This is a genomic window from Streptomyces sp. NPDC006463 (assembly GCF_042870715.1).
Classification (GTDB): domain Bacteria; phylum Actinomycetota; class Actinomycetes; order Streptomycetales; family Streptomycetaceae; genus Streptomyces.
In genome coordinates this window covers 250,719-272,798 of sequence record NZ_JBIAHP010000002.1, presented here as the reverse complement: position 1 = coordinate 272,798, position 22,080 = coordinate 250,719, and the positions used below count along the sequence as shown (strand labels likewise).

The 22,080-nt window shown below is 73.5% G+C and carries 25 protein-coding genes; 17 read left to right on the top strand and 8 right to left on the bottom strand.

Annotated features, from left to right (window positions below; translation table 11 throughout):
- Position 1 precedes the first annotated feature (1 nt).
- The 5 genes from ACFYOB_RS05050 to hisF are packed head-to-tail and all read left to right on the top strand — an operon-like array spanning position 2 to position 2,688.
- A complete protein-coding gene (locus ACFYOB_RS05050; RefSeq protein ID WP_328925204.1) occupies positions 2-169 on the top strand; it encodes a hypothetical protein in 168 nt (55 codons plus the stop codon).
- A complete protein-coding gene (gene hisH / locus ACFYOB_RS05045; protein ID WP_388554659.1) occupies positions 166-825 on the top strand; it encodes an imidazole glycerol phosphate synthase subunit HisH in 660 nt (219 codons plus the stop codon). Before ACFYOB_RS05050 ends, hisH begins: the two co-directional genes overlap by 4 nt.
- Positions 825-1,553 (top strand): bifunctional 1-(5-phosphoribosyl)-5-((5-phosphoribosylamino)methylideneamino)imidazole-4-carboxamide isomerase/phosphoribosylanthranilate isomerase PriA, encoded by a 729-nt coding sequence (gene priA, locus ACFYOB_RS05040; protein ID WP_388554657.1) that lies wholly within the window; start codon positions 825-827, stop codon positions 1,551-1,553. Before hisH ends, priA begins: the two co-directional genes overlap by 1 nt.
- Entirely contained in the window at positions 1,550-1,936 is a 387-nt protein-coding gene (locus ACFYOB_RS05035) for a RidA family protein (protein WP_388554655.1), read from the top strand. Before priA ends, ACFYOB_RS05035 begins: the two co-directional genes overlap by 4 nt.
- On the top strand, positions 1,933-2,688 hold the full coding sequence (gene hisF / locus ACFYOB_RS05030; RefSeq protein ID WP_388554653.1) for an imidazole glycerol phosphate synthase subunit HisF: 756 nt from the start codon (positions 1,933-1,935) through the stop codon (positions 2,686-2,688). Before ACFYOB_RS05035 ends, hisF begins: the two co-directional genes overlap by 4 nt.
- A 94-nt stretch (positions 2,689-2,782) precedes the next feature.
- Here the strand turns inward: hisF and ACFYOB_RS05025 are convergent, their stop codons facing one another.
- The gene (locus tag ACFYOB_RS05025) at positions 2,783-3,415 is read right to left on the bottom strand and encodes a TIGR03085 family metal-binding protein (RefSeq protein ID WP_388554650.1); all 633 of its coding nucleotides are present in this window, start codon (positions 3,413-3,415) and stop codon (positions 2,783-2,785) included.
- A 92-nt stretch (positions 3,416-3,507) separates the two neighbouring features.
- Between ACFYOB_RS05025 and hisI the strand changes: the two genes are divergently transcribed.
- The 12 genes from hisI to ACFYOB_RS04965 all read left to right on the top strand — a co-directional run bounded on the left by hisI (position 3,508) and on the right by ACFYOB_RS04965 (position 14,081).
- Positions 3,508-3,876 (top strand): phosphoribosyl-AMP cyclohydrolase, encoded by a 369-nt coding sequence (gene hisI / locus ACFYOB_RS05020; RefSeq protein ID WP_388554647.1) that lies wholly within the window; start codon positions 3,508-3,510, stop codon positions 3,874-3,876.
- Between the two features lie 15 nt (positions 3,877-3,891).
- Positions 3,892-5,382: an anthranilate synthase component I gene (locus ACFYOB_RS05015; RefSeq protein ID WP_388554645.1), complete on the top strand. Its 1,491-nt coding sequence runs from the start codon at positions 3,892-3,894 to the stop codon at positions 5,380-5,382.
- Between the two features lie 14 nt (positions 5,383-5,396).
- Entirely contained in the window at positions 5,397-6,041 is a 645-nt protein-coding gene (locus ACFYOB_RS05010) for a TIGR02234 family membrane protein (RefSeq protein ID WP_388554643.1), read from the top strand.
- A 112-nt stretch (positions 6,042-6,153) separates the two neighbouring features.
- The gene (locus ACFYOB_RS05005) at positions 6,154-6,405 is read left to right on the top strand and encodes an HGxxPAAW family protein (RefSeq protein ID WP_388554641.1); all 252 of its coding nucleotides are present in this window, start codon (positions 6,154-6,156) and stop codon (positions 6,403-6,405) included.
- Between the two features lie 83 nt (positions 6,406-6,488).
- Positions 6,489-6,965: a DUF2752 domain-containing protein gene (locus tag ACFYOB_RS05000; RefSeq protein WP_388554639.1), complete on the top strand. Its 477-nt coding sequence runs from the start codon at positions 6,489-6,491 to the stop codon at positions 6,963-6,965.
- A gap of 172 nt (positions 6,966-7,137) precedes the next feature.
- Complete coding sequence (gene trpC / locus ACFYOB_RS04995; protein WP_388554637.1) at positions 7,138-7,947, top strand: indole-3-glycerol phosphate synthase TrpC; 810 nt, start codon at positions 7,138-7,140, stop codon at positions 7,945-7,947.
- Between the two features lie 8 nt (positions 7,948-7,955).
- On the top strand, positions 7,956-8,180 hold the full coding sequence (trpM, locus tag ACFYOB_RS04990) for a tryptophan biosynthesis modulator TrpM (RefSeq protein WP_388554635.1): 225 nt from the start codon (positions 7,956-7,958) through the stop codon (positions 8,178-8,180).
- Between the two features lie 201 nt (positions 8,181-8,381).
- Positions 8,382-9,626 (top strand): tryptophan synthase subunit beta, encoded by a 1,245-nt coding sequence (trpB, locus tag ACFYOB_RS04985; RefSeq protein ID WP_388554632.1) that lies wholly within the window; start codon positions 8,382-8,384, stop codon positions 9,624-9,626.
- A complete protein-coding gene (gene trpA, locus ACFYOB_RS04980) occupies positions 9,623-10,453 on the top strand; it encodes a tryptophan synthase subunit alpha (protein ID WP_388554629.1) in 831 nt (276 codons plus the stop codon). The genes trpB and trpA overlap by 4 nt, the downstream gene beginning before the upstream one ends.
- Positions 10,454-10,573: 120 nt before the next feature.
- The gene (locus tag ACFYOB_RS04975) at positions 10,574-11,485 is read left to right on the top strand and encodes a DsbA family protein (RefSeq protein WP_388554626.1); all 912 of its coding nucleotides are present in this window, start codon (positions 10,574-10,576) and stop codon (positions 11,483-11,485) included.
- A gap of 88 nt (positions 11,486-11,573) precedes the next feature.
- Positions 11,574-12,605, top strand: coding sequence for a prolipoprotein diacylglyceryl transferase (gene lgt, locus ACFYOB_RS04970; RefSeq protein ID WP_388554623.1), 1,032 nt, complete (start codon positions 11,574-11,576; stop codon positions 12,603-12,605).
- 111 nt (positions 12,606-12,716) lie between these two features.
- Positions 12,717-14,081 carry a glycosyl hydrolase family 28-related protein gene (locus ACFYOB_RS04965; protein ID WP_388554620.1) on the top strand — a complete coding sequence of 455 codons (1,365 nt, stop codon included), beginning with the start codon at positions 12,717-12,719 and terminating at the stop codon, positions 14,079-14,081.
- Here the strand turns inward: ACFYOB_RS04965 and ACFYOB_RS04960 are convergent.
- From ACFYOB_RS04960 to ACFYOB_RS04930, 7 genes are read right to left on the bottom strand one after another with little or no spacing between them, the layout of a single operon-like run.
- Positions 14,071-14,886: an HpcH/HpaI aldolase/citrate lyase family protein gene (locus tag ACFYOB_RS04960; protein ID WP_388554618.1), complete on the bottom strand. Its 816-nt coding sequence runs from the start codon at positions 14,884-14,886 to the stop codon at positions 14,071-14,073. The two genes, ACFYOB_RS04965 and ACFYOB_RS04960, sit on opposite strands and share 11 nt — an antisense overlap.
- Positions 14,883-16,076 (bottom strand): CaiB/BaiF CoA transferase family protein, encoded by a 1,194-nt coding sequence (locus ACFYOB_RS04955; protein ID WP_388554615.1) that lies wholly within the window; start codon positions 16,074-16,076, stop codon positions 14,883-14,885. The genes ACFYOB_RS04960 and ACFYOB_RS04955 overlap by 4 nt, the downstream gene beginning before the upstream one ends.
- Positions 16,073-16,996, bottom strand: coding sequence for a ribokinase (rbsK, locus tag ACFYOB_RS04950; RefSeq protein WP_388554613.1), 924 nt, complete (start codon positions 16,994-16,996; stop codon positions 16,073-16,075). The genes ACFYOB_RS04955 and rbsK overlap by 4 nt, the downstream gene beginning before the upstream one ends.
- The gene (locus ACFYOB_RS04945; RefSeq protein WP_388554610.1) at positions 16,993-18,609 is read right to left on the bottom strand and encodes an ADP-ribosylglycohydrolase family protein; all 1,617 of its coding nucleotides are present in this window, start codon (positions 18,607-18,609) and stop codon (positions 16,993-16,995) included. Before ACFYOB_RS04945 ends, rbsK begins: the two co-directional genes overlap by 4 nt.
- On the bottom strand, positions 18,606-19,751 hold the full coding sequence (locus ACFYOB_RS04940) for an ADP-ribosylglycohydrolase family protein (protein ID WP_388554608.1): 1,146 nt from the start codon (positions 19,749-19,751) through the stop codon (positions 18,606-18,608). Before ACFYOB_RS04940 ends, ACFYOB_RS04945 begins: the two co-directional genes overlap by 4 nt.
- Before the next feature lie 7 nt (positions 19,752-19,758).
- Positions 19,759-21,084, bottom strand: a complete 1,326-nt coding sequence (locus tag ACFYOB_RS04935; RefSeq protein WP_388554606.1) for an ADP-ribosylglycohydrolase family protein — start codon at positions 21,082-21,084, stop codon at positions 19,759-19,761.
- Positions 21,081-22,067 (bottom strand): ADP-ribosylglycohydrolase family protein, encoded by a 987-nt coding sequence (locus ACFYOB_RS04930; RefSeq protein WP_388554603.1) that lies wholly within the window; start codon positions 22,065-22,067, stop codon positions 21,081-21,083. The genes ACFYOB_RS04935 and ACFYOB_RS04930 overlap by 4 nt, the downstream gene beginning before the upstream one ends.
- Positions 22,068-22,080 lie beyond the last annotated feature (13 nt).

Here is a 22,080-nt window from a genome sequence, read left to right as displayed (position 1 = left end):
CGTGAACGGGCTCAACACGATCCTGATCGTCCTCGGCCTGTTCCTGGCCGGAGGCGTCTACTCCTTCCAGAAGCAGCAGATGCCCAGGTCGGTCGTCTTCCTGCTCGCCATCGCCTCGGCGATGTGTCTGGCCGCCGGGGTCCTGCGAATCCAAGGAATCTGGGCATGAGCACTGCCGCAACCACCCGTCCCACCAAGAGCGTCGTCGTCTTCGACTACGGCTTCGGCAACGTCCGTTCCGCCGAGCGCGCCCTGGCGCGCGTCGGCGCCGACGTCGAGATCACCCGCGACTACGACAAGGCCATGGACGCCGACGGACTCCTCGTCCCCGGCGTCGGCGCCTTCTCCGCCTGCATGCAGGGCCTCAAGGACGCCCGCGGCGACTGGATCATCGGCCGCCGGCTCTCCGGCGGCCGCCCGGTCATGGGCATCTGCGTCGGCATGCAGATCCTCTTCGAGCGCGGCATCGAGCACGGCGTCGAGACCGAGGGCCTCGACGAGTGGCCCGGCACGGTCGGCCCGCTGAGGGCCCCGGTCGTCCCCCACATGGGCTGGAACACCGTCGACGCCCCGGCCGACAGCCAGGCCTTCGCCGGCCTGGACGCCGACGCCCGGTTCTACTTCGTGCACTCCTACGCGGCGCGCGAGTGGACCCTGGAGGTCACCAACCCGGCGATCCGTGCCCCCCGCGTCACCTGGGCCACCCACGGCGAGCCGTTCGTCGCGGCGGTGGAGAACGGCGCCCTGTGGGCGACCCAGTTCCACCCCGAGAAGTCCGGCGACGCCGGAGCCCAGCTCCTCACCAACTGGATCGAGACCCTCTGATGCACAAGACGCTTGAGCTCCTCCCCGCGGTCGACGTCCGCGACGGACAGGCCGTCCGCCTCGTGCACGGGGTGTCCGGCAGCGAGACCTCCTACGGCTCCCCGCTGGAGGCGGCCCTCGCCTGGCAGGCCTCCGGCGCCGAGTGGCTGCACCTGGTCGACCTGGACGCCGCCTTCGGTACCGGCGACAACCGCGCCCTGGTCGCCGGGATCACCGCCGCCATGGACATCAAGGTCGAGCTGTCCGGCGGCATCCGCGACGACGCCTCGCTCGCCGCTGCCCTCGCCACCGGCTGCACCCGGGTCAACCTCGGCACCGCCGCCCTGGAGACCCCCGAGTGGGCCGCCAAGGCGATCGCCGAGCACGGCGACAAGATCGCGATCGGCCTCGACGTCCGCGGCACCACCCTCAAGGGCCGCGGCTGGACCAGCGAGGGCGGCGACCTGTACGAGACCCTCGCCCGCCTGGACTCCGAGGGCTGCGCCCGGTACGTCGTCACCGACATCGGCAGGGACGGCACGCTGACCGGCCCCAACCTGGAGCTGCTGAGGAACGTCTGCGCCGCCACCGACCGGCCCGTCGTGGCCTCCGGCGGCATCTCCTCCCTGGACGACCTGCGGGCGCTGGCCGAGCTGGTCCCGCTGGGCGTCGAGGGCGCGATCGTCGGGAAGGCCCTGTACGCCAAGGCCTTCACGCTGGAAGAAGCCCTGAAGGTGGTCTCCGCATGAGCAGCACTTCCGAGGTGCGCCGCATCTCCTCCGGTGGCGCCTACGAGGACGTCATCGGCTACTCCCGCGCCGTGCAGCTCCCGAACGGCCTCGTCCTGGTCTCCGGCTGCACCGCGGCCGACGCCAATGGCCCGTACGACCAGGCCGTCGCCGCCTTCGGCGTCGCCTTCAAGGCCCTCGCCCAGGCCGGGCTCGGCCCGGAGCACGTGGTCCGCACGCGGATGTACCTCACCCACGCCCGGGACGTGGACGATGTGGGCCGCGCCCACAAGGAACTGTTCGACGCGGTCCGCCCCGCCGCATCGATGATCATCGTCTCCGGCTTCGTCGACCCCAGCATGGTCGTCGAGGTCGAGGTGGAAGCGTACGGAGGTGCGGCATGACCCTCGCCGTACGGGTGATCCCCTGCCTGGACGTGGACAACGGCCGGGTCGTCAAGGGCGTCAACTTCCAGAACCTGCGCGACGCCGGTGACCCGGTGGAGATGGCCAAGCTGTACGACGCCGAGGGCGCCGACGAGCTGACCTTCCTCGACATCACCGCGTCCTCCGGGAACCGCGAGACCACCTACGACGTGGTGCGCCGCACCGCCGAGCAGGTCTTCATCCCGCTGACCGTGGGTGGCGGCGTGCGCGCCGCCGACGACGTGGACAAGCTGCTGCGGGCCGGCGCGGACAAGGTGGGCGTGAACACCGCCGCCATCGCCCGCCCCGAGCTCATCCAGGAGATCGCCGAACGCTTCGGCCGCCAGGTCCTCGTCCTGTCGGTCGACGCCCGCCGGACCGCGTCGGGCTCCTTCGAGGTCACCACCCACGGCGGCCGCCGGGGCACCGGCATCGACGCCGTCGAGTGGGCCCACCGGGCGGCCGAACTGGGCGCCGGGGAGATCCTGCTCAATTCGATGGACGCCGACGGCACCAAGGACGGGTACGACACCGAGATGATCGCGGCGGTGCGCAAGCACGTCACGGTCCCGGTGATCGCCTCGGGCGGCGCCGGCAAGCTGGAGCACTTCCCGCCGGCGATCGCGGCGGGCGCCGACGCGGTGCTCGCGGCCTCGGTGTTCCACTTCGGCGACCTGCGGATCTCCGAGGTCAAGGCAGCCCTGCGAGAGGCCGGCCACCCGGTCCGCTGACGCGCTGCGGGCCCGCCCGGTCTCCGGGCGGGCCCGCCGATCGCCTCAGCCGCCCAGGCAGAGCCAGGTGCACCCCGCCCGGATGTCAGTCCCGCTAGATGCCCAGCTGCGCCGTCGTCAGCAGCGCGACGGCCTCCTTGTCACCGTCCAGGGTCACCGCGGCGGAGTCCTGGCGGCCGAAGCAGAACAGCGTCAGCTCACCCGGCTCGCCCGTCACCGTCACCACCGGCACGCCCTTGTGCGCCACCGCCGTGCGGCCGTCGGGCCGCCGCAGGACCAGGCCCACCGGCGAGCGCCGGCCCGTCAGCCGGGCCAGCCTCTCCAGCCGGGTCCACAGGGAGTCCGCGAACACCGGGTCCAGCTCCCGCGGCGACCAGTCCGGCTGCGCCCGCCGGACGTCCTCCGAGTGGACGAAGAACTCCACCGCGTTCGCCGCCTCGTCGATCGGCTTCAGGGCGTACACCGACAGCTTCGGCGGCCCGGTCCGGATCAGCTGGAGGAGCTCCTCGTACGGCTTGGCCGTGTACTCGTCCATCGCCTTGTCCAGGCGCGCCTTGAGCACGTTCAGCAGCAGGCCCCCCGCCGCGTCCGGCCGACGCTCCCGGACGACCACGTGCGCCGCCAGCTCCCGGCAGCTCCAGCCGGAGCACAGCGTCGGCGCCTCCGGCCCCGCCGCCTCCAACAAATCGGCCAGCAGTAGTCGTTCACGCTTCGCATGGGTAGACATGCCGGTCAGCCTACGGCTGGATCCCGCCGCGCGCCTGCCCATCAGGCGGACAGAGATCCGTTTCGAGCGTCGTGGCCCGGCACAATGGCCGCATGAGTACGTCCCCCCGCCCCGGCAACCTCGATCCCGCCGTCGCCGCGCGCCTCAAGCGCTCCGCCGACGGCCTGGTACCGGCCATCGCCCAGCAGTACGACACCGGTGAGGTGCTCATGCTCGGATGGATGGACGACGAGGCCCTGCACCGCACCCTGACCACCGGCCGCTGTACCTACTGGTCCCGCAGCCGCCAGGAGTACTGGGTGAAGGGGGATACTTCCGGCCACTTCCAGCACGTGAAGTCCGTCGCCCTCGACTGTGATGCCGACACCGTGCTCGTCAAGGTCGACCAGGTCGGAGCCGCCTGCCACACCGGCGCCCGCACCTGCTTCGACGACGATGTCCTCCTCCGCGACGCCGACTAGACAGGTCCCACGCACATGGATCTCGATTCGTTCCGCAAGCTCGCGGCCGACCGCCGCGTCATCCCCGTGAGCCGCAAGCTGCTGGCCGACGGGGACACCCCCGTCGGGCTCTACCGCAAGCTGGCCGCCGAACGCCCCGGCACCTTCCTGCTGGAGTCCGCCGAGAACGGCCGCTCCTGGTCGCGGTACTCCTTCGTCGGCGTGCGCAGCGACGCCACGCTGACCGTCCGGGACGGCCGGGCCCACTGGATCGGCACCCCGCCCGTGGGCGTGCCCACCGACGGCGACCCCCTCGAAGCCCTGCGCGCCACCGTCGAGGCCCTGCACACCCCGCGCGACCTCGCGGGCGGGATGCCGCCCTTCACCGGCGGCATGGTCGGCTACCTCGGCTACGACATCGTGCGCCGCCTGGAGCGCATCCGGGAGCACGCTGCCGACGACCTGGAGCTGCCCGAGCTGACGATGCTGCTCACCTCCGACCTGGCGGTCATGGACCACTGGGACGGCACCGTCCTGCTCATCGCCAACGCCATCAACCACAACGACCTCGAATCGGGTGTGGACGAGGCGTACGCCGACGCGGTGGCCCGCCTCGACGCCATGGAGGCCGACCTGGCGCGGCCCGCCCCCTACGTCCCGGCCCCGCTGCCCGCCTCCGAGCTGCCGGAGTTCTCCGCGCTGTGGGGCGGCGAGAAGTACCAGGCCGCCGTCGAGGACGTCAAGGAGCGGATCCGCGCCGGCGAGGCCTTCCAGGTCGTGCCCTCGCAGCGGTTCGAGACCCCCTGCCAGGCTTCCGCGCTGGACGTCTACCGGGTGCTCCGGGCCACCAACCCGTCCCCGTACATGTACCTCTTCCGCTTCGAGAACGGCTTCGACGTGGTCGGGTCCAGCCCCGAGGCGCTGGTCAAGGTCGAGGACGGCCGGGCCATGGTCCACCCCATCGCCGGCACCCGCCACCGCGGAGCCACCCCGCAGGAGGACCACGACCTCGCCGAGGAACTGCTGGCCGACCCCAAGGAGCGCGCCGAGCACCTGATGCTCGTCGACCTGGGCCGCAACGACCTCGGCCGGGTCTGCGAGCCGGGCTCCGTGGAGGTCGTCGACTTCATGAGCATCGAGCGGTACTCGCACGTCATGCACATCGTGTCCACCGTCACCGGGCGGGTCGCCGAGGGCCGGACCGCCTTCGACGTGCTCACCGCCTGCTTCCCGGCGGGCACCCTCTCGGGGGCGCCCAAGCCTCGCGCCATGCAGATCATCGAGGAGCTGGAGCCCACCCGCCGCGGGCTGTACGGCGGCTGCGTGGGCTATCTGGACTTCGCGGGGGACTCCGACACGGCCATCGCCATCCGCACCGCGCTGCTGCGCGACGGCACGGCGTACGTGCAGGCGGGCGCCGGGGTCGTGGCCGACTCGGTGCCCGAGCTGGAGGACAACGAGTGCCGCAACAAGGCGGCCGCGGTGCTGCGCGCGGTGGGAGCGGCGAACCGCCTCCACGGCTCCTGAGGGCGTAGGGGATAGTGGGGTACGTGAGTGCCGTACCCCCGCCCCGAACCGATGCCGACGCCGAGGCCCCCGACAGCAAGGGCGGCCGCCGCAGTGTGGCCGTCGCCCTGCTGCTCGGCACGCTCGGCTCCACCGTCGTCCTGCTCGCCTCCGGCCGGATCTGGGCCCGGGGCACCACCGCGATGGGCGGCGACTCGCTCGCACTGACCGCGGACGGGCGGGCCGTGACCGGTCTCCCCGCCGCCCTGGCCATCGTCGGGCTCGCCGCCCTGGTCGCCGTCTTCGCCGTACGCGGCAAGGGGCGGCTGCTGGTGTCGGGGCTGCTGGCGCTCAGCGGCCTGGGCGCCGCGCTGACGGCGGTCTTCGCCGCCGACGGCCGCCGGGCCCTGGACGCGGAGGCCGCCCGTACGACCGCGGACACCGCGGCCCAGGTGGTGGGGCTGACCCATACGGCGTGGCCGTACGTCACGGCCGCCGGAGCGGCCCTGATCCTGGCCGCCGGGCTGCTGGCCCTGCGCTTCGGCCGCAGCTGGCCCGCGATGGGCGGGCGCTACGAGCGGGACGGCAGCCCCCGCACGCGCAGGCCCGCTGCGGTGGATCCGGACCGCCCGGAGGATCTGTGGAAGGCTCTGGACCGCGGCGAGGACCCGACCCGCTGACGTACCCCCCGTGGACGGCGACCCCGCCCTGTGCGGGACAATGGGCTCCGAGCGTTCGACACAGGCCGCGCGTTTCGATACAGCACAGCGACAGACCAACGAGGAGCAACTCATGGCGGGCACTAGCCACGGACACACCCCGGCCGCCTGGACCGGTGTCATCATCGCCTTCATCGGTTTCTGCATCTCCGGCGCCTTCATGGTGCTCGCGAACCCGCTGGGCTTCTGGGCCGGTCTCGTCGTCGTCGCGCTCGGCGGTGTCGTCGGCATGGCGATGAAGGCCGCGGGCATGGGCATGCCGAAGTCCGCCCACAAGGACCTCGCCGAGGTCATCGCCGCCTCGAAGGTCCCCGCCAAGGTCTGAGCGCGGTACCGAGGATCCGAAAGGCGCGGCCCGGTCGGGCTGCGCCTTTTGTCATCCCGCTCCGTCGTGCTGCGCCCGTTGACATGATCGGCGAGAATCGGCGGGTGGACGCCTCTCGCACCCCCGACGCCGCGCCGCGGACCGCGCCCCCCGTACGGGTCTCCCGGGCCCGGCGGCTCGCGACCCCGGGGCTCACGCTGGCCGCGGCCGCGGCGGCCTTTGCGTATGTGGGCACCGTGGATCCCAATGAGCCGGGCCATTACCCGGTCTGTCCGTTGCTGCGGCTGACCGGAATCCTGTGCCCCGGATGTGGCGGCCTGCGCAGCGCGCACGCGTTCGCCCACGGCGATCTGATCACAGCTTTCGGGGCAAATGCCCTCGCTGTCGTCGGCTACTTCGTCTTCGCGGGATTCATGGCCCTGTGGCTGGTTCGCGCCTACCGCGGCGGGCCCGTACCCCGCCTCGCCTTGCGGCCGCCGTACTGGTGGGCCATCGGCGTGGTGGGCCTGACATTCGCCGTTGTCCGAAATCTTTCTTTCGGCTCGGCGCTGGCGCCCTGAGCCCCGGCCGGGGCCCGCATGAAGCCCGGATTCCGAATGTCCAGTTACTGGGACGCCGTCAACCGGGTGCGGAGTGCAACGCCTCCTGCGGATACCATTTGATTGCTGACCTTGCAGTTGTACGTGTCTGCAAGGCGGCCGACCGTCATCGACCCGGAAGGGGGCCGCTCGCGTGAGTGTGCTCGACGAGATCATCGAAGGGGTCCGCGAAGACCTTGCCGAACGGCAGGCCCGCGTGAGCCTCGACGAGCTCAAGGAGCGTGCCGCCAAGGCGCCCCAGGCCAAGGACGGCGTCGCCGCACTGCGCGGCGACAGCGTCAAGGTGATCTGCGAGGTCAAGCGTTCCAGCCCGTCGAAGGGCGCGCTGGCCGCCATCGCCGATCCGGCCGGGCTCGCCGCAGACTACGAAGCGGGTGGTGCGGCGGTCATCTCCGTCCTCACCGAACAGCGCCGCTTCGGTGGCTCGCTGGCCGACCTGGAGGCCGTCCGCGCCCGCGTGGACATCCCGATCCTGCGCAAGGACTTCATCGTCACGGCGTACCAGCTCTGGGAGGCCCGCGCCTACGGCGCCGACCTCGCGCTGCTGATCGTCGCGGCCCTGGAGCAGGAGGCCCTCGTCTCCCTCATCGAGCGGGCCGAGTCCATCGGTCTCACCCCGCTCGTCGAGGTCCACGACGAGGAAGAGGTCGAGCGTGCGGTTGCGGCCGGCGCCAAGATCATCGGCGTCAACGCCCGTAACCTGAAGGACCTCAAGGTCGACCGCTCCACCTTCGAGCGCGTCGTCGGAGAGATCCCGGCCCACATCGTCAAGGTTGCCGAGTCCGGCATCCGCGGGCCGCACGACCTGATCGCCTACGCCAACGAGGGTGCCGACGCCGTCCTCGTCGGGGAGTCCCTGGTGACCGGCCGCGACCCGAAGACGGCCGTGGCCGACCTCGTCGCCGCCGGCGCCCACCCCGCCCTGCGTCACGGGCGGAGCTGACCGCTCCCATGACCCAAGACCGTCCCTCCGTCAGCACGCCGCACGTGCCGCAGGCAGTTCGCCGCGGCCCGGTCGGCGTGCCGACGGCGCACGCGCCCCTGGCGCGCGGCTGCCGCCCTCGCGGCTGCCGTGCCCCGGCCCGGCGTGTGCACGGGCGGCGGGTCCGGTACGTGATCGGCTCCGAGCCCGGTCAGGTCAACGGCATGCGATGGCGTCCCGGAGGCGCGCTGTAACGAGGACCACGGCTGACGGTACGAGACGTACCGTCCCGCCGGTCCCGTGCGGCCCACCGTCCGGGCCGACCGGCTCCGGGCGCGGGTCCTCCTTCCCGTAGGCAACCGGCCACCCGTCGTGGGGTGGTGTGCGTGTCGCGGGCGGACGGCGCAATACGGTGAAAACCACCCGTCGCATTCCGTTCCCGTAGGAGCACTGGCATGTCCAGCCAATTCTTCATCCCGGACCCGGAGGGTCACGTCCCGAACGCCGAGGGTTACTTCGGTGACTTCGGCGGCAAGTTCATCCCGGAGGCGCTCGTCGCCGCCGTCGACGAGGTCGCCGTCGAGTACGAGAAGGCCAAGGGCGACCCGGCCTTCGCGGCTGAGCTCAACGACCTGATGGTCAACTACACCGGCCGCCCGAGCGCCCTCACCGAGGTGCCCCGGTTCGCCGAGCACGCGGGCGGCGCGCGGATCTTCCTCAAGCGCGAGGACCTCAACCACACCGGCTCGCACAAGATCAACAACGTGCTGGGCCAGGCGCTGCTCACCAAGCGCATGGGCAAGACCCGGGTCATCGCCGAGACCGGAGCCGGCCAGCACGGCGTGGCCACCGCCACCGCCTGCGCGCTCTTCGGCCTCGACTGCACCATCTACATGGGCGAGATCGACACCCAGCGCCAGGCGCTGAACGTGGCCCGGATGCGCATGCTGGGCGCCGAGGTCATCGCGGTGAAGTCCGGCTCCCGGACGCTGAAGGACGCCATCAACGAGGCGTTCCGGGACTGGGTCGCCAATGTGGACCGGACCCACTACCTCTTCGGTACGGTCGCCGGCCCCCACCCCTTCCCGGCCATGGTCCGCGACTTCCACCGGGTCATCGGCGTCGAGGCCCGCCGCCAGATCATCGAGCGTGCGGGCCGGCTGCCCGACGCCGTCGCGGCCTGCGTCGGCGGCGGCTCGAACGCCATCGGCCTGTTCCACGCCTTCATCCCGGACGCCGACGTCCGCCTGGTCGGCTTCGAGCCCGCCGGGCACGGCGTGGAGACCGGCGAGCACGCGGCCACGCTGACCGCGGGCGAGCCGGGGATCCTGCACGGCTCCCGCTCCTACGTCCTGCAGGACGAGGAGGGCCAGATCACCGAGCCGTACTCCATCTCGGCCGGTCTGGACTACCCGGGCATCGGCCCGGAGCACTCGTACCTGAAGGACACGGGACGCGGCGAGTACCGCGCGGTCACCGACGACGCGGCGATGCAGGCCCTGCGGCTGCTCTCCCGCACGGAGGGGATCATCCCGGCGATCGAGTCGGCGCACGCCCTCGCGGGCGCGCTCGACCTCGGCAAGGAGCTGGGCAAGGACGGCCTGCTGGTCGTCAACCTGTCCGGCCGCGGCGACAAGGACATGGACACGGCCGCCCGCTACTTCGGGCTGTACGACGCCACCGAGGGGGAGCCGAAGTGAGCACGGCCAGTGAGAAGACCGGGCGCATCCAGCTGCTGAGCGACACGCTCGCCAAGGCGAAGTCCGAGGACCGCGCGGCCCTCGTCGCCTACCTCCCGGCGGGCTTCCCGACCGTCGACGGTGCCATCGAGGCGGTCAAGGCCGTCATCGAGGGCGGCGCGGACGTGGTCGAGGTCGGCCTCCCGCACAGCGACCCGGTCCTGGACGGCGCGATCATCCAGACCGCCGACGACATCGCCCTGCGCGGCGGCGTCAAGATCGCCGATGTGATCCGCACCGTGCGCGAGGCGCACGAGGCGACCGGGGCCCCGGTCCTGGTGATGACGTACTGGAACCCCATCGACCGCTACGGCGTCGAGCGGTTCACCGCCGAGCTCGCGGCGGCGGGCGGCGCCGGCTGCATCCTGCCCGACCTGCCGGTCCAGGAGTCCGCGCTGTGGCGTGAGCACGCGGAGAAGCACGGTCTGGCGACCGTCTTCGTCGTGGCTCCCAGCAGCAAGGACGAGCGTCTGGCCACCATCACGGCGGCCGGCTCCGGCTTCGTCTACGCGGCCTCCCTCATGGGTGTCACCGGCACCCGCGAATCGGTCGGCAACGAGGCCCAGGCGCTGGTGCGGCGCACCCGCGCGACGACCGAGCTCCCGGTCTGCGTCGGGCTCGGCGTCTCCAACCCGGCCCAGGCCAAGGAGGTCGCGGCCTTCGCCGACGGGGTGATCGTCGGCTCGGCCTTCGTCAAGCTGCTGCTGGACGCGCCGGACCTGCCGGCCGGGCTGGCCGCCGTACGGTCGCTGGCGGGCGAGCTCGCGGAAGGCGTACGCAGGAGCTGACGTGAAGGGCATGTCCGGGCGGTCCCCCGGCTAACGCTGGGAGGTGCCCCCAGTAGCCCGATCGGGTGGAAGTGGGAGCGGGGAGGCACGCGAGTGCCTCCCCGCTTCGTTTGGCCGAACGTGAGCGAGAAGAACGACGGTGCGAACCGCGATGCGACGAAACGATCGGCCCGGGAGCGACTCCTCGTGGAGCGCGAGCGGCAGAAGACCCGGGACAAGCGCCGGCGGACCCTCGTCGTGTCGGCGGCGGTGGTCGGCGTGCTCGGTCTGGCCGCCGTCGTCGGCCTGATCGCGGCCAACAGCGGCAAGGACGGCGGCGCGGGCAAGGCGGGACCGGTGGTCGCCCCCTCCGGGGCCACCGGCAAGGACGCGCTGGCCATCCGTACGGGCAAGGACGAGGCCAAGTCCACCCTGACCGTGTGGGAGGACTTCCGCTGCCCCGCCTGCAAGTCCTTCGAGGACAACTACCGGGCCACCGTCCACGAGCTGGAGGCCGCGGGGCTCCTCAAGGTCGACTACCACCTGGTCACGCTCATCGACGGCAACATGGGCGGCAGCGGGTCGCTGAAGGCGGCGAACGCGGCGGCCTGCGCGCAGGACGCCGGTAAGTTCGCGGAATTCCACGACGTCCTCTTCCAGAACCAGCCGCAGGAGGTCGACGACGCCTACGGGAAGAACGCCAAGCTGCTGGAGCTGGCCGGCAAGGTGGACGGGCTGGACACCCCGGCCTTCCGCAAGTGCGTCGAGGACGGCACGCACAACTCGTGGGTGGCCAAATCGCACGAGGCCTTCGCCGCCGGAAAGTTCCGGGGCACCCCGAGCGTGCTGCTGGACGGCAAGGACATCTTCGCCGACCAGGCCAATCCGGTTACCCCGCAGAAGCTGAAGGAGCAGGTGGAGGCCAAGGCCAAGGGTGCCTCCTCACCGTCGGCGTCCCCGGCCGGCGGCTCCGGGACGGGGTCGAAGGCGTCGTCGAGGACGCCTTCGAGGACGCCGTCGAAGAGTGCCTCGTCAGGGGCCGGGGAGCGCTGAGGGACGCCAGGGCCAGGTGTGGATTTGGTTTCGGCTTGCCGGGCGGGTTGCGGTGGTGCCCGTCCGGCAAGGTAGCGTCGGGTCTGCCATGGACATTGCTTACATCCCCAGTCCGTCGACCGGCGTGATCCATCTCGGACCGATCCCGCTCCGCGGCTACGCGTTCTGCATCATCATCGGCGTCTTCGTCGCTGTCTGGCTCGGCAACAAGCGGTGGATCGCGCGCGGCGGCAAGCCGGGCACGGTCGCGGACATCGCCGTGTGGGCGGTGCCGTTCGGCCTTGTCGGCGGCCGCCTCTACCACGTGATCACCGACTACCAGCTCTACTTCGGCGAGGGCCGCAACTGGGTCGACGCCTTCAAGATCTGGGAGGGCGGCCTCGGCATCTGGGGTGCGATCGCGCTGGGCGCGGTCGGAGCCTGGATCGGCTGCCGGCTGCGCGGCATCCCGCTGCCGGCCTGGGCGGACGCCCTGGCCCCCGGTATCGCGCTGGCCCAGGCCTGCGGCCGCTGGGGCAACTGGTTCAACCAGGAGCTGTACGGCAGGGCCACCGACCTGCCGTGGGCGGTGGAGATCGGCGAGGGCCCGAACCGGGTCGCGGGCACCTACCACCCGACCTTCCTGTACGAGTCGCTGTGGTGCGTCGGCGTCGCCCTGCTGGTGATCTGGGCCGACCGCCGCTTCAAGCTCGGACACGGCCGGGCGTTCGCCCTGTACGTGGCCGCGTACTGCGTGGGCCGCGGCTGGATCGAGTACATGCGGGTCGACGAGGCGCACCACATCCTGGGCGTCCGGCTGAACGTGTGGACCTCGATCGTCGTCTTCGTGCTCGCCGTGGTCTACCTGGTGCTGTCGTCGAAGCTGCGGCCGGGCCGCGAGGAGGTCGTCGAACCGGACACCGGCTCCGATGCCTCCGGCGCCGAGGGCAAGGACACCGGCGCCCCTGCCGGGGCGGATCCGAAGGACGGCGAGGCCGCGGCTGCCTCCGGCGAGCTGGCGAAGCCGGAGACCGCCGAGGCGAAGGCGACCGTCCTGACGAAGGACGCGCCGGCCCAGGCGGCGCCGTCGGCTGACGCCGAGCGGGCCGAGGGCGAGGCCCCGGGGGCCGGGAAGCACTGACCCGAAGGGTCGCTGGAGGGGGGTGCCGCGTACCGCGCGGCACCCCTCTCTCGTTGTCGGAGCCGCCTGACATGATCATCCTCGATGTCCGTTGATCATGAGGGGGAGACCATGACCGAACAGCCGAGGACCGCCCGCCGGGCACTGCTGACGGGGGCCGTGGCAGGGATTGCCGGGGCCGCGGTGATGTCCGGCGGCGGGACGGCCGCCGCGGCGGCCGCGGCCGCGGGAACGCCCGACTGGTTCGACGTGAAGGGCCACGGCGCGGTCGGCGACGGCTCCACCGACGACACCGCAGCCGTCCAGCGCGCCCTCGACGCGGCAGCCGCGGCCGGCGGCGGCACCGTGTACTTCCCCGTCGGGAAGTACCTGGTCAAGCCCGCGGCCGGGGCGCCGGCCCTGGCCGTCAGGGCCGACGGCATCCGCCTCGCGGGCGCCGGGGCAAAGGCGTCCACGCTGATCAAGGGCGGCGACGGCATCCTCCTGCGGATGTCCGGCACCGGAGCGGCCTACTCCACCGGCGCCACCCACCGCCGATACTGCTCCGTCGAGAACCTCGGGTTCAACGGCAACCGCAAGAGCGGCCTGCTGCTGGAGCTCTACTACAACAACAACTCCTACTTCCGCGACGTGTTCATGTCATCGAACAACGACATGTGCATCGACGCCGTGGAGTTCTGGGACTCCCGCTTCTACAACCTGGTCATCGAGGACTGCACCGGCGCCACCGGCAGCACCACCCAGCCCAACGTCTGGCTGCGCAACGCCTCCTCCGCCACCGAGGGCGCCTGGGGCCACAGCAAGGACAACATCAACCAGATCCACTTCACCGGCTGCCGCCTGGAGGCCTTCGGCACCGGCGCACTGTGGATCGGCCAGGGCGCGGTCACCACCAACAACCCCAACGGCGTCTACCTCACGGACTGCAAGTTCGAGACCTCCCGGATGCAGGGCGGCCCGCACCTGAAGACCGACGCGGGCTGCAAGCACGTCTACGCCACCAACATCTACTGCTACGCCGGCGACTTCGCGGCCGGCACCCCGGCCACCGCGCGCAACATCATCAGCTGGGCGGCGAGCTCCAGCGCGCTGGAGAACGTGGTCATCGCCAACCGGGACAAGGCCACCGTCAACGCGGGCGTGGCGCTCTACTCCGGTCCCGGTTCCACCGCCGTGCTGCGCAACGTCGTCGGGCTCTACGGCACCGCGCCCACCGGCACCCACATCTACTACGAGCAGTCGTCCACCGGCGACTTCCGCGTGGAGAACAGCTACGGCACCCTCGGCGCCCAGGCGACCGGCACGATCCCGGTCAAGAACGCGCCGAACCCGCCCCTGCGGCTGGTGCCCGGGCCGGTCACCGACGCCTCCTTCACCCGCCAGCCGCTGGACGGAACCATGGCGGTGGACTCCGTGAACAAGCGGCTCTACGTCCGGGTCGGCGGCCAGTGGCTCTGGTCGGCGCTCAACGCGTAGCCATCCGACGCGACAGGGCCAGGGTGCGGTGGGCCGCCGCCACGACGGCCGGGTCCACGAACCGGCCGTCGGGCAGGGCCAGCGCCCCCGGGGTGGCCCGCGCGGCGCTCAGCACCTCCTGTGCGGCCGTGACCTCCTCGGGCCCGGGGAGGTAGGCCCGCTCGATCACCGGCAGCTGACGGGGGTGGATCGCCGCCCGGCCCAGGAAGCCGAGCGAGCGGCCGCGCGCGCAGGAGACGGCCAGCGCCTCCAGGTCCCGGATGTCGGGGAACACCGACTGGGCCGGGGGCGCGAGCCCGGCCGCGCGGGCCGCCACCACCACCCGGGAGCGGCACCAGTCCAGGCCCGTCTCCGCGCTGACGGCCAGGTCGGCCTGCAGGTCCGCCTCGCCGAGGGAGAGCCCGCGCAGGGCGGGGTGCGCGCGGGCGATCTCGTACGCGCGTTCCACGCCCACCGCCGATTCGAGCAGGGCGTGCAGGCTCACCCCGCCGGTGCGCACGGCGGCGGCGACGATCTGCTCCGGGGCGTTGACCTTGGGAAGCCGCAGTCCCGCCAGGCCGTGCAGCCCGGCGAGGGCGCCCAGGTCGGCGCCGCCCCAGGGGGAGTCGATCGCGTTGACGCGGACGTGGACGGGGACCGGGGGCCTGCCGGCGAGCAGTTCGGCGGTCGCCGCGCGGGCGTACTCCTTGCGGGATGCCGGTACCGCGTCCTCCAGGTCCACGATGACGGCGTCCGCCCCGCAGCCCAAGGCCTTGGCCACCACCTCGGGGCGGTCGCCCGGTGCGTACAGCCAGGTCAGGATCACAGTGCCCCCTCGGTGCGCAGAGCGGTGATCTCGGCCCGGGTCAGGCCGAGCTCGGTCAGGACCTCGTCGGTGTCCGCGCCGTGCGGGCGGCCGGCCCAGCGGATCCCGCCGGGGGTCTCGGACAGCCGGAAGAGGACGTTCTGCATCCGGATCGGGCCGAGCTCGGGGTCCTCGACCTCCGTGACCGTGTCCAGGGCCGCGAACTGGGGGTCGGCCATCACGTCCCGGACGTCGTAGACCTGGGCGACGGCCGCCTCGGCCGCCTCGAAGGCGGTGACGACCTCCTCCGCCTTGTGACGGCCGATCCAGCCGCCGACCGCCTCGTCCAGGACGTGCGCGTGGGCCGCCCGCCCGGAGCCGGTCGCGAACCAGGGCTCGGCGATCAGCTCGTCCCGGCCGACCAGCCGCATCACGCGCTCCGCGACGGACTGGGCGGAGGTGGAAACCGCCAGCCAGCGGCCGTCCGCGCTGCGGTAGGTGTTGCGGGGGGCGTTGTTGGTGGACCGGTTGCCGGTGCGCGGCTGGACGTAGCCGAGCTGGTCGTACCAGAGCGGGTGCGGGCCCAGCACCGTCAGGATCGGCTCGATGATGGCCAGGTCGACGACCTGTCCGTGCCCGGTGCGGTCGCGGCCCGCGAGCGCGGTCATCACGGCGTACGCGGTGGTCAGCGCGGCGATCGAGTCCGCGAGCCCGAAGGGCGGCAGGGTCGGCGGCCCGTCCGGCTCCCCGGTGATCGCGGCGAAGCCGCTCATCGCCTCGGCGAGGGTGCCGAAGCCGGGGCGGCGGGCGTACGGGCCCCGCTGGCCGAAGGCCGTGACGCGGGCCAGGATCAGGCGGGGACTGGCGGCGGACAGTTCGGGCCAGCCCAGGCCCCACTTCTCCAGGGTGCCGGGGCGGAAGTTCTCGATGACGACGTCGGCGGTGGCGGCGAGCCGCAGCAGGGTGTCCCGGCCGCCGGGTGTGGACAGATCGAGGGTCATCGTCCGTTTGTTGCGGCCGAGCTGCTTCCACCACAGGCCGACGCCGTCCTTGGCGGGGCCGTGGCCGCGGGAGGGGTCCGGGCGGCCGGGGTGCTCGACCTTGACGACCTCGGCGCCGAAGTCGCCGAGCAGGGTGGCGGCCAGCGGCCCGGCGAAGAGGGTGGCGAGGTCGAGGACGCGGAGCCCTTCCAGGGGCCCGGCGGTCGTCACGAGGCGGCTCCGGGCCGGGCTCCGGGCCGTGGTCCGGCGAAGGCGTCGGTCTCGGTGCGGGTCGGCATCGAGTCCTGGGCGCCGGGCCGCTGGACGGAGAGCGCGGCCGCCGCGCAGGCCCAGCGCAGCGCCTCGGGCATGGACCGGCCCTCGCCGAGGGCCACGGCGAGGGCGCCGACGAAGGTGTCCCCGGCGGCCGTCGTGTCCACGGCCCGGACCCGGGGCGCGGGCACGGTCAGCGGCTCCCGGCCGCGTGCGGCGTACAGGACTCCGGCCGCGCCGAGGGTGATCACCACCTCGGGTACGTCCTCCAGCAGGGCCTCGGCGGCCTGGCGGGGGTCGGTGAGGCCGGTGAGGGCGGCGGCCTCGTGCTCGTTGGGGACCAGGAGGTCGGTGGCGGCGAGCAGTTCGGCCGGCAGCGGCTGTGCCGGGGCCGGGGTGAGGACCGTACGGACGCCGTGCGAGCGGGCGGCGAGGGCGCCGGCGAGGACGGCCCGCAGCGGGAGTTCGAGCTGGAGGAGGAGGGTGCCCGCGGCGGCGATCCGGGAGTCGTCCCCCGCCTCCAGGCCGGTGACGTGGGAGTTGGCGCCGGGGATGACGATGATGCTGTTGCCGCCCTCGTCGTCCACGGTGATGTGGGCGGTGCCGCTGGCGCCCTCGACGGTGCGCAGGCCCGCGGTGTCGATCCCGGCGGCGGTGAGCGCGGAGCGCAGCCGTACGCCGAACTCGTCGGCCCCGACAGCGCCGATCATCACCACCTCCCCGCCGCAGCGGGCGGCGGCGACGGCCTGGTTGGCGCCCTTGCCGCCGGGGACGGTGCGAAAGGCGCGGCCGGTGACGGTCTCGCCGAGGCGGGGGGCTTTGGGGACGTAGGCGACGAGGTCCATGTTCGTACTGCCGAGCACGGCGATGGCCGTCATGAGCGTGCTGCCTCCTGTGTGGTGAGCCGGTGGGTGAGGTCGGCGAGGGCGTCGAAGCCGACGCCGTCGAAGCCGGGGACGGTGGTGGCGAGGCGGTTGCCCAGCGGGGCGGTCCAGCGGTGCGGGATCCTGTCGGGCGACCCGGTCAGGATCCCGGCGAGGGCGCCGGCGGTGGCGCCGTTGGAGTCGGTGTCCCAGCCGCCGGAGACGGCGCGGCACACGGAGCGGGTGAAGTCGCCGTCGGCGTGGGTGAGGGCGGCGGCGACGAGGGCGGTGTTGGGGACGGCGTGCACCCAGTGGTAGCGGCCGTAGCGGGCGTGCAGGCGGTCGACGACCCGGTCGAAGTCGGGTTCGTCGGCGGCGGCGATCCCGAAGCGGACGGCCTCGGCGAGGCGTGAGCGGGGCGGTACGACGGCCAGCCCGGCCCGGAGCGCGGTGTGGACGTCGGCCCGGCCGGTGGCGGCCCGCGCGGTGGCGGCGGCGACGAAGAGGGCGGCGTAGACGCCGTTGCCGGTGTGGGTCAAGGCGGCGTCGCGGTAGGCCTGGGCCGCGGCGGCGGCCGGGTCGCCGGGGTTGGTCCAACCGTGCACGTCGGCGCGGATGAGGGCGCCGATCCACTCGCGGAAGGGGTTGTGGTGGGTGGCGGTGGCGGGCGGCTCCAGCCCGAGGAGGAGGTTGCGGTAGGCGACGCGCTCGGCGGTGAAGGTCCGCCCTGCGGGCAGTTCGTCGAGCCAGAGCCGGGCGACGTCGTTGGTGGTGAAGCCCTTGCCGTGGCGCCGGAGCAGGAGCAGGCCGAGGAGGGGGTAGTTGAGGTCGTCGTCCTCGGGCATGCCGTCGATGTTCTCGGCGAGGGAGGTGGGGGCGGAGCGGCTGTTCCACGGGTGCGCGGCCAGTACCTCCGGTGGGACGCCGCGGGCTGTGAACCAGTCGTTCAGCGGCCAGTTGCCCGCGGCCCGGGCCAGTGCCCGGATTCCGTGGAGGGGCAGCTTCTCGACGGGTTTGCCGAGGAGGCAGCCGACGGCCCGCCCCAGCCAGGCGGCCTCCAGCCGGGTCCGCAGGCGGGCGTCCGGCCCGGGCCACGCCGGGCGGGTCGCCCCCGCCGCCCCCGCCTCCGGGGGCCATGTGGCGCGGATGGCTTCCCAGGACCCGGGCTCGGCGGCGTCCGACGGGCAGGGGAGGGCCGCGAGCTCGTCCAGCAGCCGGGACGCCAATGCACGCAGTTCCGGCGCCGCCGGGGCGGGCGATGCCCCGGCGCGTTCTGGAGCCGGGTGGCCGCCCGCCGCCAGCCAGGCGCGCAGCGCGGGTTCCGGGTCCCGGCCGTCCTCGGCCGCCTGGCGCAGCTCGTGCCCGATCAGGTCCTCGGGCTGCGCCCAAGTGAGACGGACGGCATCGCGTGCGGGTGCCCCGGCGGACGGCCGGGCCGGGACCGCGTGTGCCGCGGGAGCCGGCGGCGCGGGCGTGGGTGCCCCGTCGGGCGGCCGGGCCGGACCGGGGCCGCCCGGGGTTCCGGCGGCGGGCGCGGCGGGCGCTGCCGTCCCGGCGGCAGCGGCCGGACGCTGCTCCTGACCGTGCGGGCCCGGACAGGCCGGGGCGCCGGGCGGGGGCGGGGTCATCGGAGGGCCGAGATCGCGGTGAAGGCCGACTCGTGGGCGCGGCGGCGCGAGCGGTCGCGGGCGAAGACCTCGCGGGCCACGGCGGCCAGGGACCTGGCCGGGGCGTGCAGGTCGAGGCGGCTGGCCTCGGCGACCTGCTTGGCCCAGACGGCCGGGACCGCGGCCTCGCCGCCCAGGGCCCCGGCGATCGCGCCCGCCATCGTGGCGATGGAGTCGCAGTCCCGGCCGTAGTTGACCGCTCCGAGCACGGAGGCCTCGTACCCCCCGTCCGCGATCAGCAGCATGCCGAGGGCGACCGGGAGCTCCTCGATGGAGTGCAGGCGGGACGGGCGGCGGGCGCCGAGCGAGGGGGTGCGGTAGTCCGGGCCGACCGAGTCGTACGGGGCCACCGCCGTGCGCAGCGGCGCCAGCGCCGACTCGAAGTCCCGGTGGCGGGAGGCGACTTCGCGCACCGCCGAGATGGCCTCGCGCGTGCCGTCCTTCGCGAGGGACAGCGCGGTGTCCACCACCGAGGCGGCCGTGGCCCCGGGGACGCACGCGGCCGCCACGCCCGCCGCGAACACGCCCGCCGCCTCCCGCCCGTACGAGGACTGGTGCGCGCCTGCGATGTCCAGGGCCTCCGCGTACGCGCCCGCCGGGTTGCCCGCGTTGACGATGCCCACCGGCGCCATGTACATCGCCGCACCGCAGTTGACGATGTTGCCGTTGCCGGCCTCGCGGGGGTCGGCGTGCGCGTAGTGCAGCCTGGTCACGATCCACTTCTCGGCGAGGAAGATCCGCTGGAGCGGGAGGGCTTCGGCCTCCAGTTCCGGGATCCACCGCGGGTTGGTCATCAGGTCCGGCACCAGGTGGTCCGCGACCGCGTAGGCGTCCAGGTGGTCCCGTACCGTCTCGTAGACCCGTACCAGGGCGTGCGTCATGAGGGTGTCATCGGTGACGTGGCCATCTCCCTTGTGGTACGGGGCGATCGGACGGGCCGTGCGCCAGTCCTCGTGCCAGGGGCCGACGATGCCGTGCACCCGGCCGCCGTGCCGTTCCAGGATCTGGTCCGGGCTCCAGCCCTCCACCGGGCCGCCGAGCGCGTCGCCGACGGCGGCTCCGACGAGAGCGCCGCAGGACCGGTCCTCCAACGTGAGCGTCATGTCCGAATTATCCCTTGGGTGAGGTGAGTTCCGTGCGAGCGAGGAGCGCGGCGAGTTCCACGAGATCGGTACCGGCGAGGCGGGGGAGGGCGCAGCCGGACAGGGTGCGGCAGGCCTCCCGCCAGGCGGTGGGGATCGAGTCGCCGCCGCCGAGGGCGCCGGTGAGAGCGCCGGCGAGGGCGGGGGCGGAGTCCGCGACGCGCGACAGGCAGGCGGCGGCCGGGACGGCTTCGGCCGCATCGCCCCGGGCGGCGGTGGCCAGGGCGAGCGCCACGGGGACGGTCTCGGCGGCGGCGATCCCGTAGCTGTAGACGTGGTCGACGATCTCGTGTTCGAGGATGGGGACGATGGCGAACGCGCCGCCGCCCTCCGTCTGGGTACGGGCGAGCTTGACGGCGTGCCGGGCGTTGCGGCCGATCTCGGTGGTCCCGGGGAGCTGCGCGAGGGCGGCGTCGACGGCGGCGTCGACGTCCGCGCCGGCGAGGGCGGTCGCGAGGGCGGCGGCCATGGCGCGGGCGCCGTGGACGCCGTCGCCGTCCTGGGTGTAGCGGGCGTCGAACTCGGCGAGGTCGGCTGCCGCGCGGGCGTCGCCGGGATGGACGACGGCGAGGACGCAGGCGCGGACGCAGGCGGCGTCGTCGAAGTAGTGCGGGTTGTCGTGGCCGGTGGCGGGCGGGCGCAGGCCGGTGGCGAGGTTGCCGAGGCCGGCGCGGACGGAGATCCGGGCGCGCAGGGGCAGGACGGCGGACTCGACCTCGGGCGCGCGTTCCGCCGCGGCGGCCACTTCGGAGGCGAGGGCGTTCCAGGCGAGGTCGATGGCGGCGCGCATCCTCCTGGACCGGGAGAGGTCGCTGAGCAGCACGCCGGCGGCGGTGAGCACGGACTCGGCGACGAAGGCGGCCCACTCGGCGTCGTCGGAGGGGCCCAGGCGCAGGGGTTCGGGCGGCTGGTTGAGGGCGATGGGGACGGGGAGGGTGGTGGTGGCGTTCTGCTCGGCGAAGGTGTCGAGCTCGCGGGTGAGGCGGCGGGTCCATTCGGGCATCCGGCTGGCGCGGTGCCGGGCGGCGGGCCATCCGGCGGCGTCGCCCGCGGCGAGTCCGAGGAGCAGCCCCTCGATCCTGCGGGGGCCGGACGCGTCCCCCGCGGGCGGCCCCGTGGTGTCGGTACGGGCCCGCGGGCGGGGCCCGGCCGGGGCGCAGACGTCCGGGACACCTGGGCCCGGCCCGGTGTCCGTGGTGCCCGGCGGGGATGCCGCGGGGGGCGCGAAGGCGCGGGGCGCGGACGGGTCCGGTGGGGCGGGGGCCGTGTCCGGGCTGAACGGGGGCGGGGTCATCGGGGGTCCTCGTTTTCCGGGGTGAGGAGGTCCGCGATGTCCAGGACGTGGTAGCCCCTCATCGAGGGGAGGCAGCTGCCGCGCACCGGCCCGATGGCCGAGGCCCAGTCGGCGGGGATCGCGGGGGCGCCCGACATCGCGCCGGCCAGGGCGCCCGCCACGGCCGCGGTGGTGTCCGCGTCGCGGCCCATGTTGACCGCGGTCAGGACCGAGGAGGGGAAATCGCCCCGGCACGCGGCGAAGGCGCCGAAGGCCAGGCCCACGGCTTCGGGCGCCAGGTCCGTCCACGGATAGCCGCCGATGACCACAGCCGAGCGCACGGCCCGTTCGCCGCGCGGGGCGGCGGTGACGGCCCGGCGCAGCGAGCGCGCCGTCCATGAGTCGGAGGGGATGACCGACAGGGCGGCGGCGACCACCGACGCGGGGCTGCCGCCCGCCATGGCCACGGCCACGCCCGCCGCCACCGCCTGGCCGCCGTAGATGCCCTCGCCGTCGTGGCTGACGCAGCCGTCGATGGCGACGAGCCGCGCGGCCTCCGCGGGGCGGCCGGCCGCGAAGACCCCGAAGGGTGCCGCCCGCATCGCCAGGCCGTCGCTCCATGCGTGCCGGTGCTGCGCCGAGATGGGTGCCGCCAGGCCCCGGCGGAGGTTCTCCAGGGTGCCGCGCTCCGAGAAGCCCGCGCCGCGGAACGGGCCCTCGTCCAGGTCGGCGATCCAGTGGTGCCAGGCCCGTTCCACGTGGGAGACGGTCAGCGCCGAGCCGTGCCGGGCCAGCAGCAGCCCCGAGAAGATCGCGTACTCGGTGTCGTCCGTGCCCGCCGGGTCCTCCGACACGAAACCCTCGATGCGGCCCCACTTCGCCCGGATCTGCGACGGCTTCATGTTCTCCGCGGGGGCGCCCAGCGCGTCGCCCACCGCGAGGCCCAGAAGAGCGCCCCTGGCCCGTTCGAGGAGGACCTGCGGATTGCATGCAATCAGCTCCATGCCGCGCCTCTCC

Bases quoted from the DNA above. Each gene is read 5' to 3' on its own strand.
- ACFYOB_RS05025 (WP_388554650.1), bottom strand. From the start codon at position 3,415: ATGTCTACCCATGCGAAGCGTGAACGACTACTGCTGGCCGATTTGTTG.
- ACFYOB_RS04940 (WP_388554608.1), bottom strand. From the start codon at position 19,751: ATGACGCTCACGTTGGAGGACCGGTCCTGCGGCGCTCTCGTCGGAGCC.
- priA (WP_388554657.1), top strand. From the start codon at position 825: ATGCACAAGACGCTTGAGCTCCTCCCCGCGGTCGACGTCCGCGACGGA.
- ACFYOB_RS05015 (WP_388554645.1), top strand. From the start codon at position 3,892: ATGGATCTCGATTCGTTCCGCAAGCTCGCGGCCGACCGCCGCGTCATC.
- hisI (WP_388554647.1), top strand. From the start codon at position 3,508: ATGAGTACGTCCCCCCGCCCCGGCAACCTCGATCCCGCCGTCGCCGCG.
- ACFYOB_RS04930 (WP_388554603.1), bottom strand. From the start codon at position 22,067: ATGGAGCTGATTGCATGCAATCCGCAGGTCCTCCTCGAACGGGCCAGG.
- hisF (WP_388554653.1), top strand. From the start codon at position 1,933: ATGACCCTCGCCGTACGGGTGATCCCCTGCCTGGACGTGGACAACGGC.
- ACFYOB_RS05035 (WP_388554655.1), top strand. From the start codon at position 1,550: ATGAGCAGCACTTCCGAGGTGCGCCGCATCTCCTCCGGTGGCGCCTAC.
- trpM (WP_388554635.1), top strand. From the start codon at position 7,956: ATGACCCAAGACCGTCCCTCCGTCAGCACGCCGCACGTGCCGCAGGCA.
- ACFYOB_RS05005 (WP_388554641.1), top strand. From the start codon at position 6,154: ATGGCGGGCACTAGCCACGGACACACCCCGGCCGCCTGGACCGGTGTC.
- ACFYOB_RS04935 (WP_388554606.1), bottom strand. From the start codon at position 21,084: ATGACCCCGCCCCCGTTCAGCCCGGACACGGCCCCCGCCCCACCGGAC.
- lgt (WP_388554623.1), top strand. From the start codon at position 11,574: ATGGACATTGCTTACATCCCCAGTCCGTCGACCGGCGTGATCCATCTC.
- ACFYOB_RS05000 (WP_388554639.1), top strand. From the start codon at position 6,489: ATGATCGGCGAGAATCGGCGGGTGGACGCCTCTCGCACCCCCGACGCC.
- ACFYOB_RS04965 (WP_388554620.1), top strand. From the start codon at position 12,717: ATGACCGAACAGCCGAGGACCGCCCGCCGGGCACTGCTGACGGGGGCC.
- trpB (WP_388554632.1), top strand. From the start codon at position 8,382: ATGTCCAGCCAATTCTTCATCCCGGACCCGGAGGGTCACGTCCCGAAC.
- ACFYOB_RS04945 (WP_388554610.1), bottom strand. From the start codon at position 18,609: ATGACCCCGCCCCCGCCCGGCGCCCCGGCCTGTCCGGGCCCGCACGGT.
- hisH (WP_388554659.1), top strand. From the start codon at position 166: ATGAGCACTGCCGCAACCACCCGTCCCACCAAGAGCGTCGTCGTCTTC.
- rbsK (WP_388554613.1), bottom strand. From the start codon at position 16,996: ATGACGGCCATCGCCGTGCTCGGCAGTACGAACATGGACCTCGTCGCC.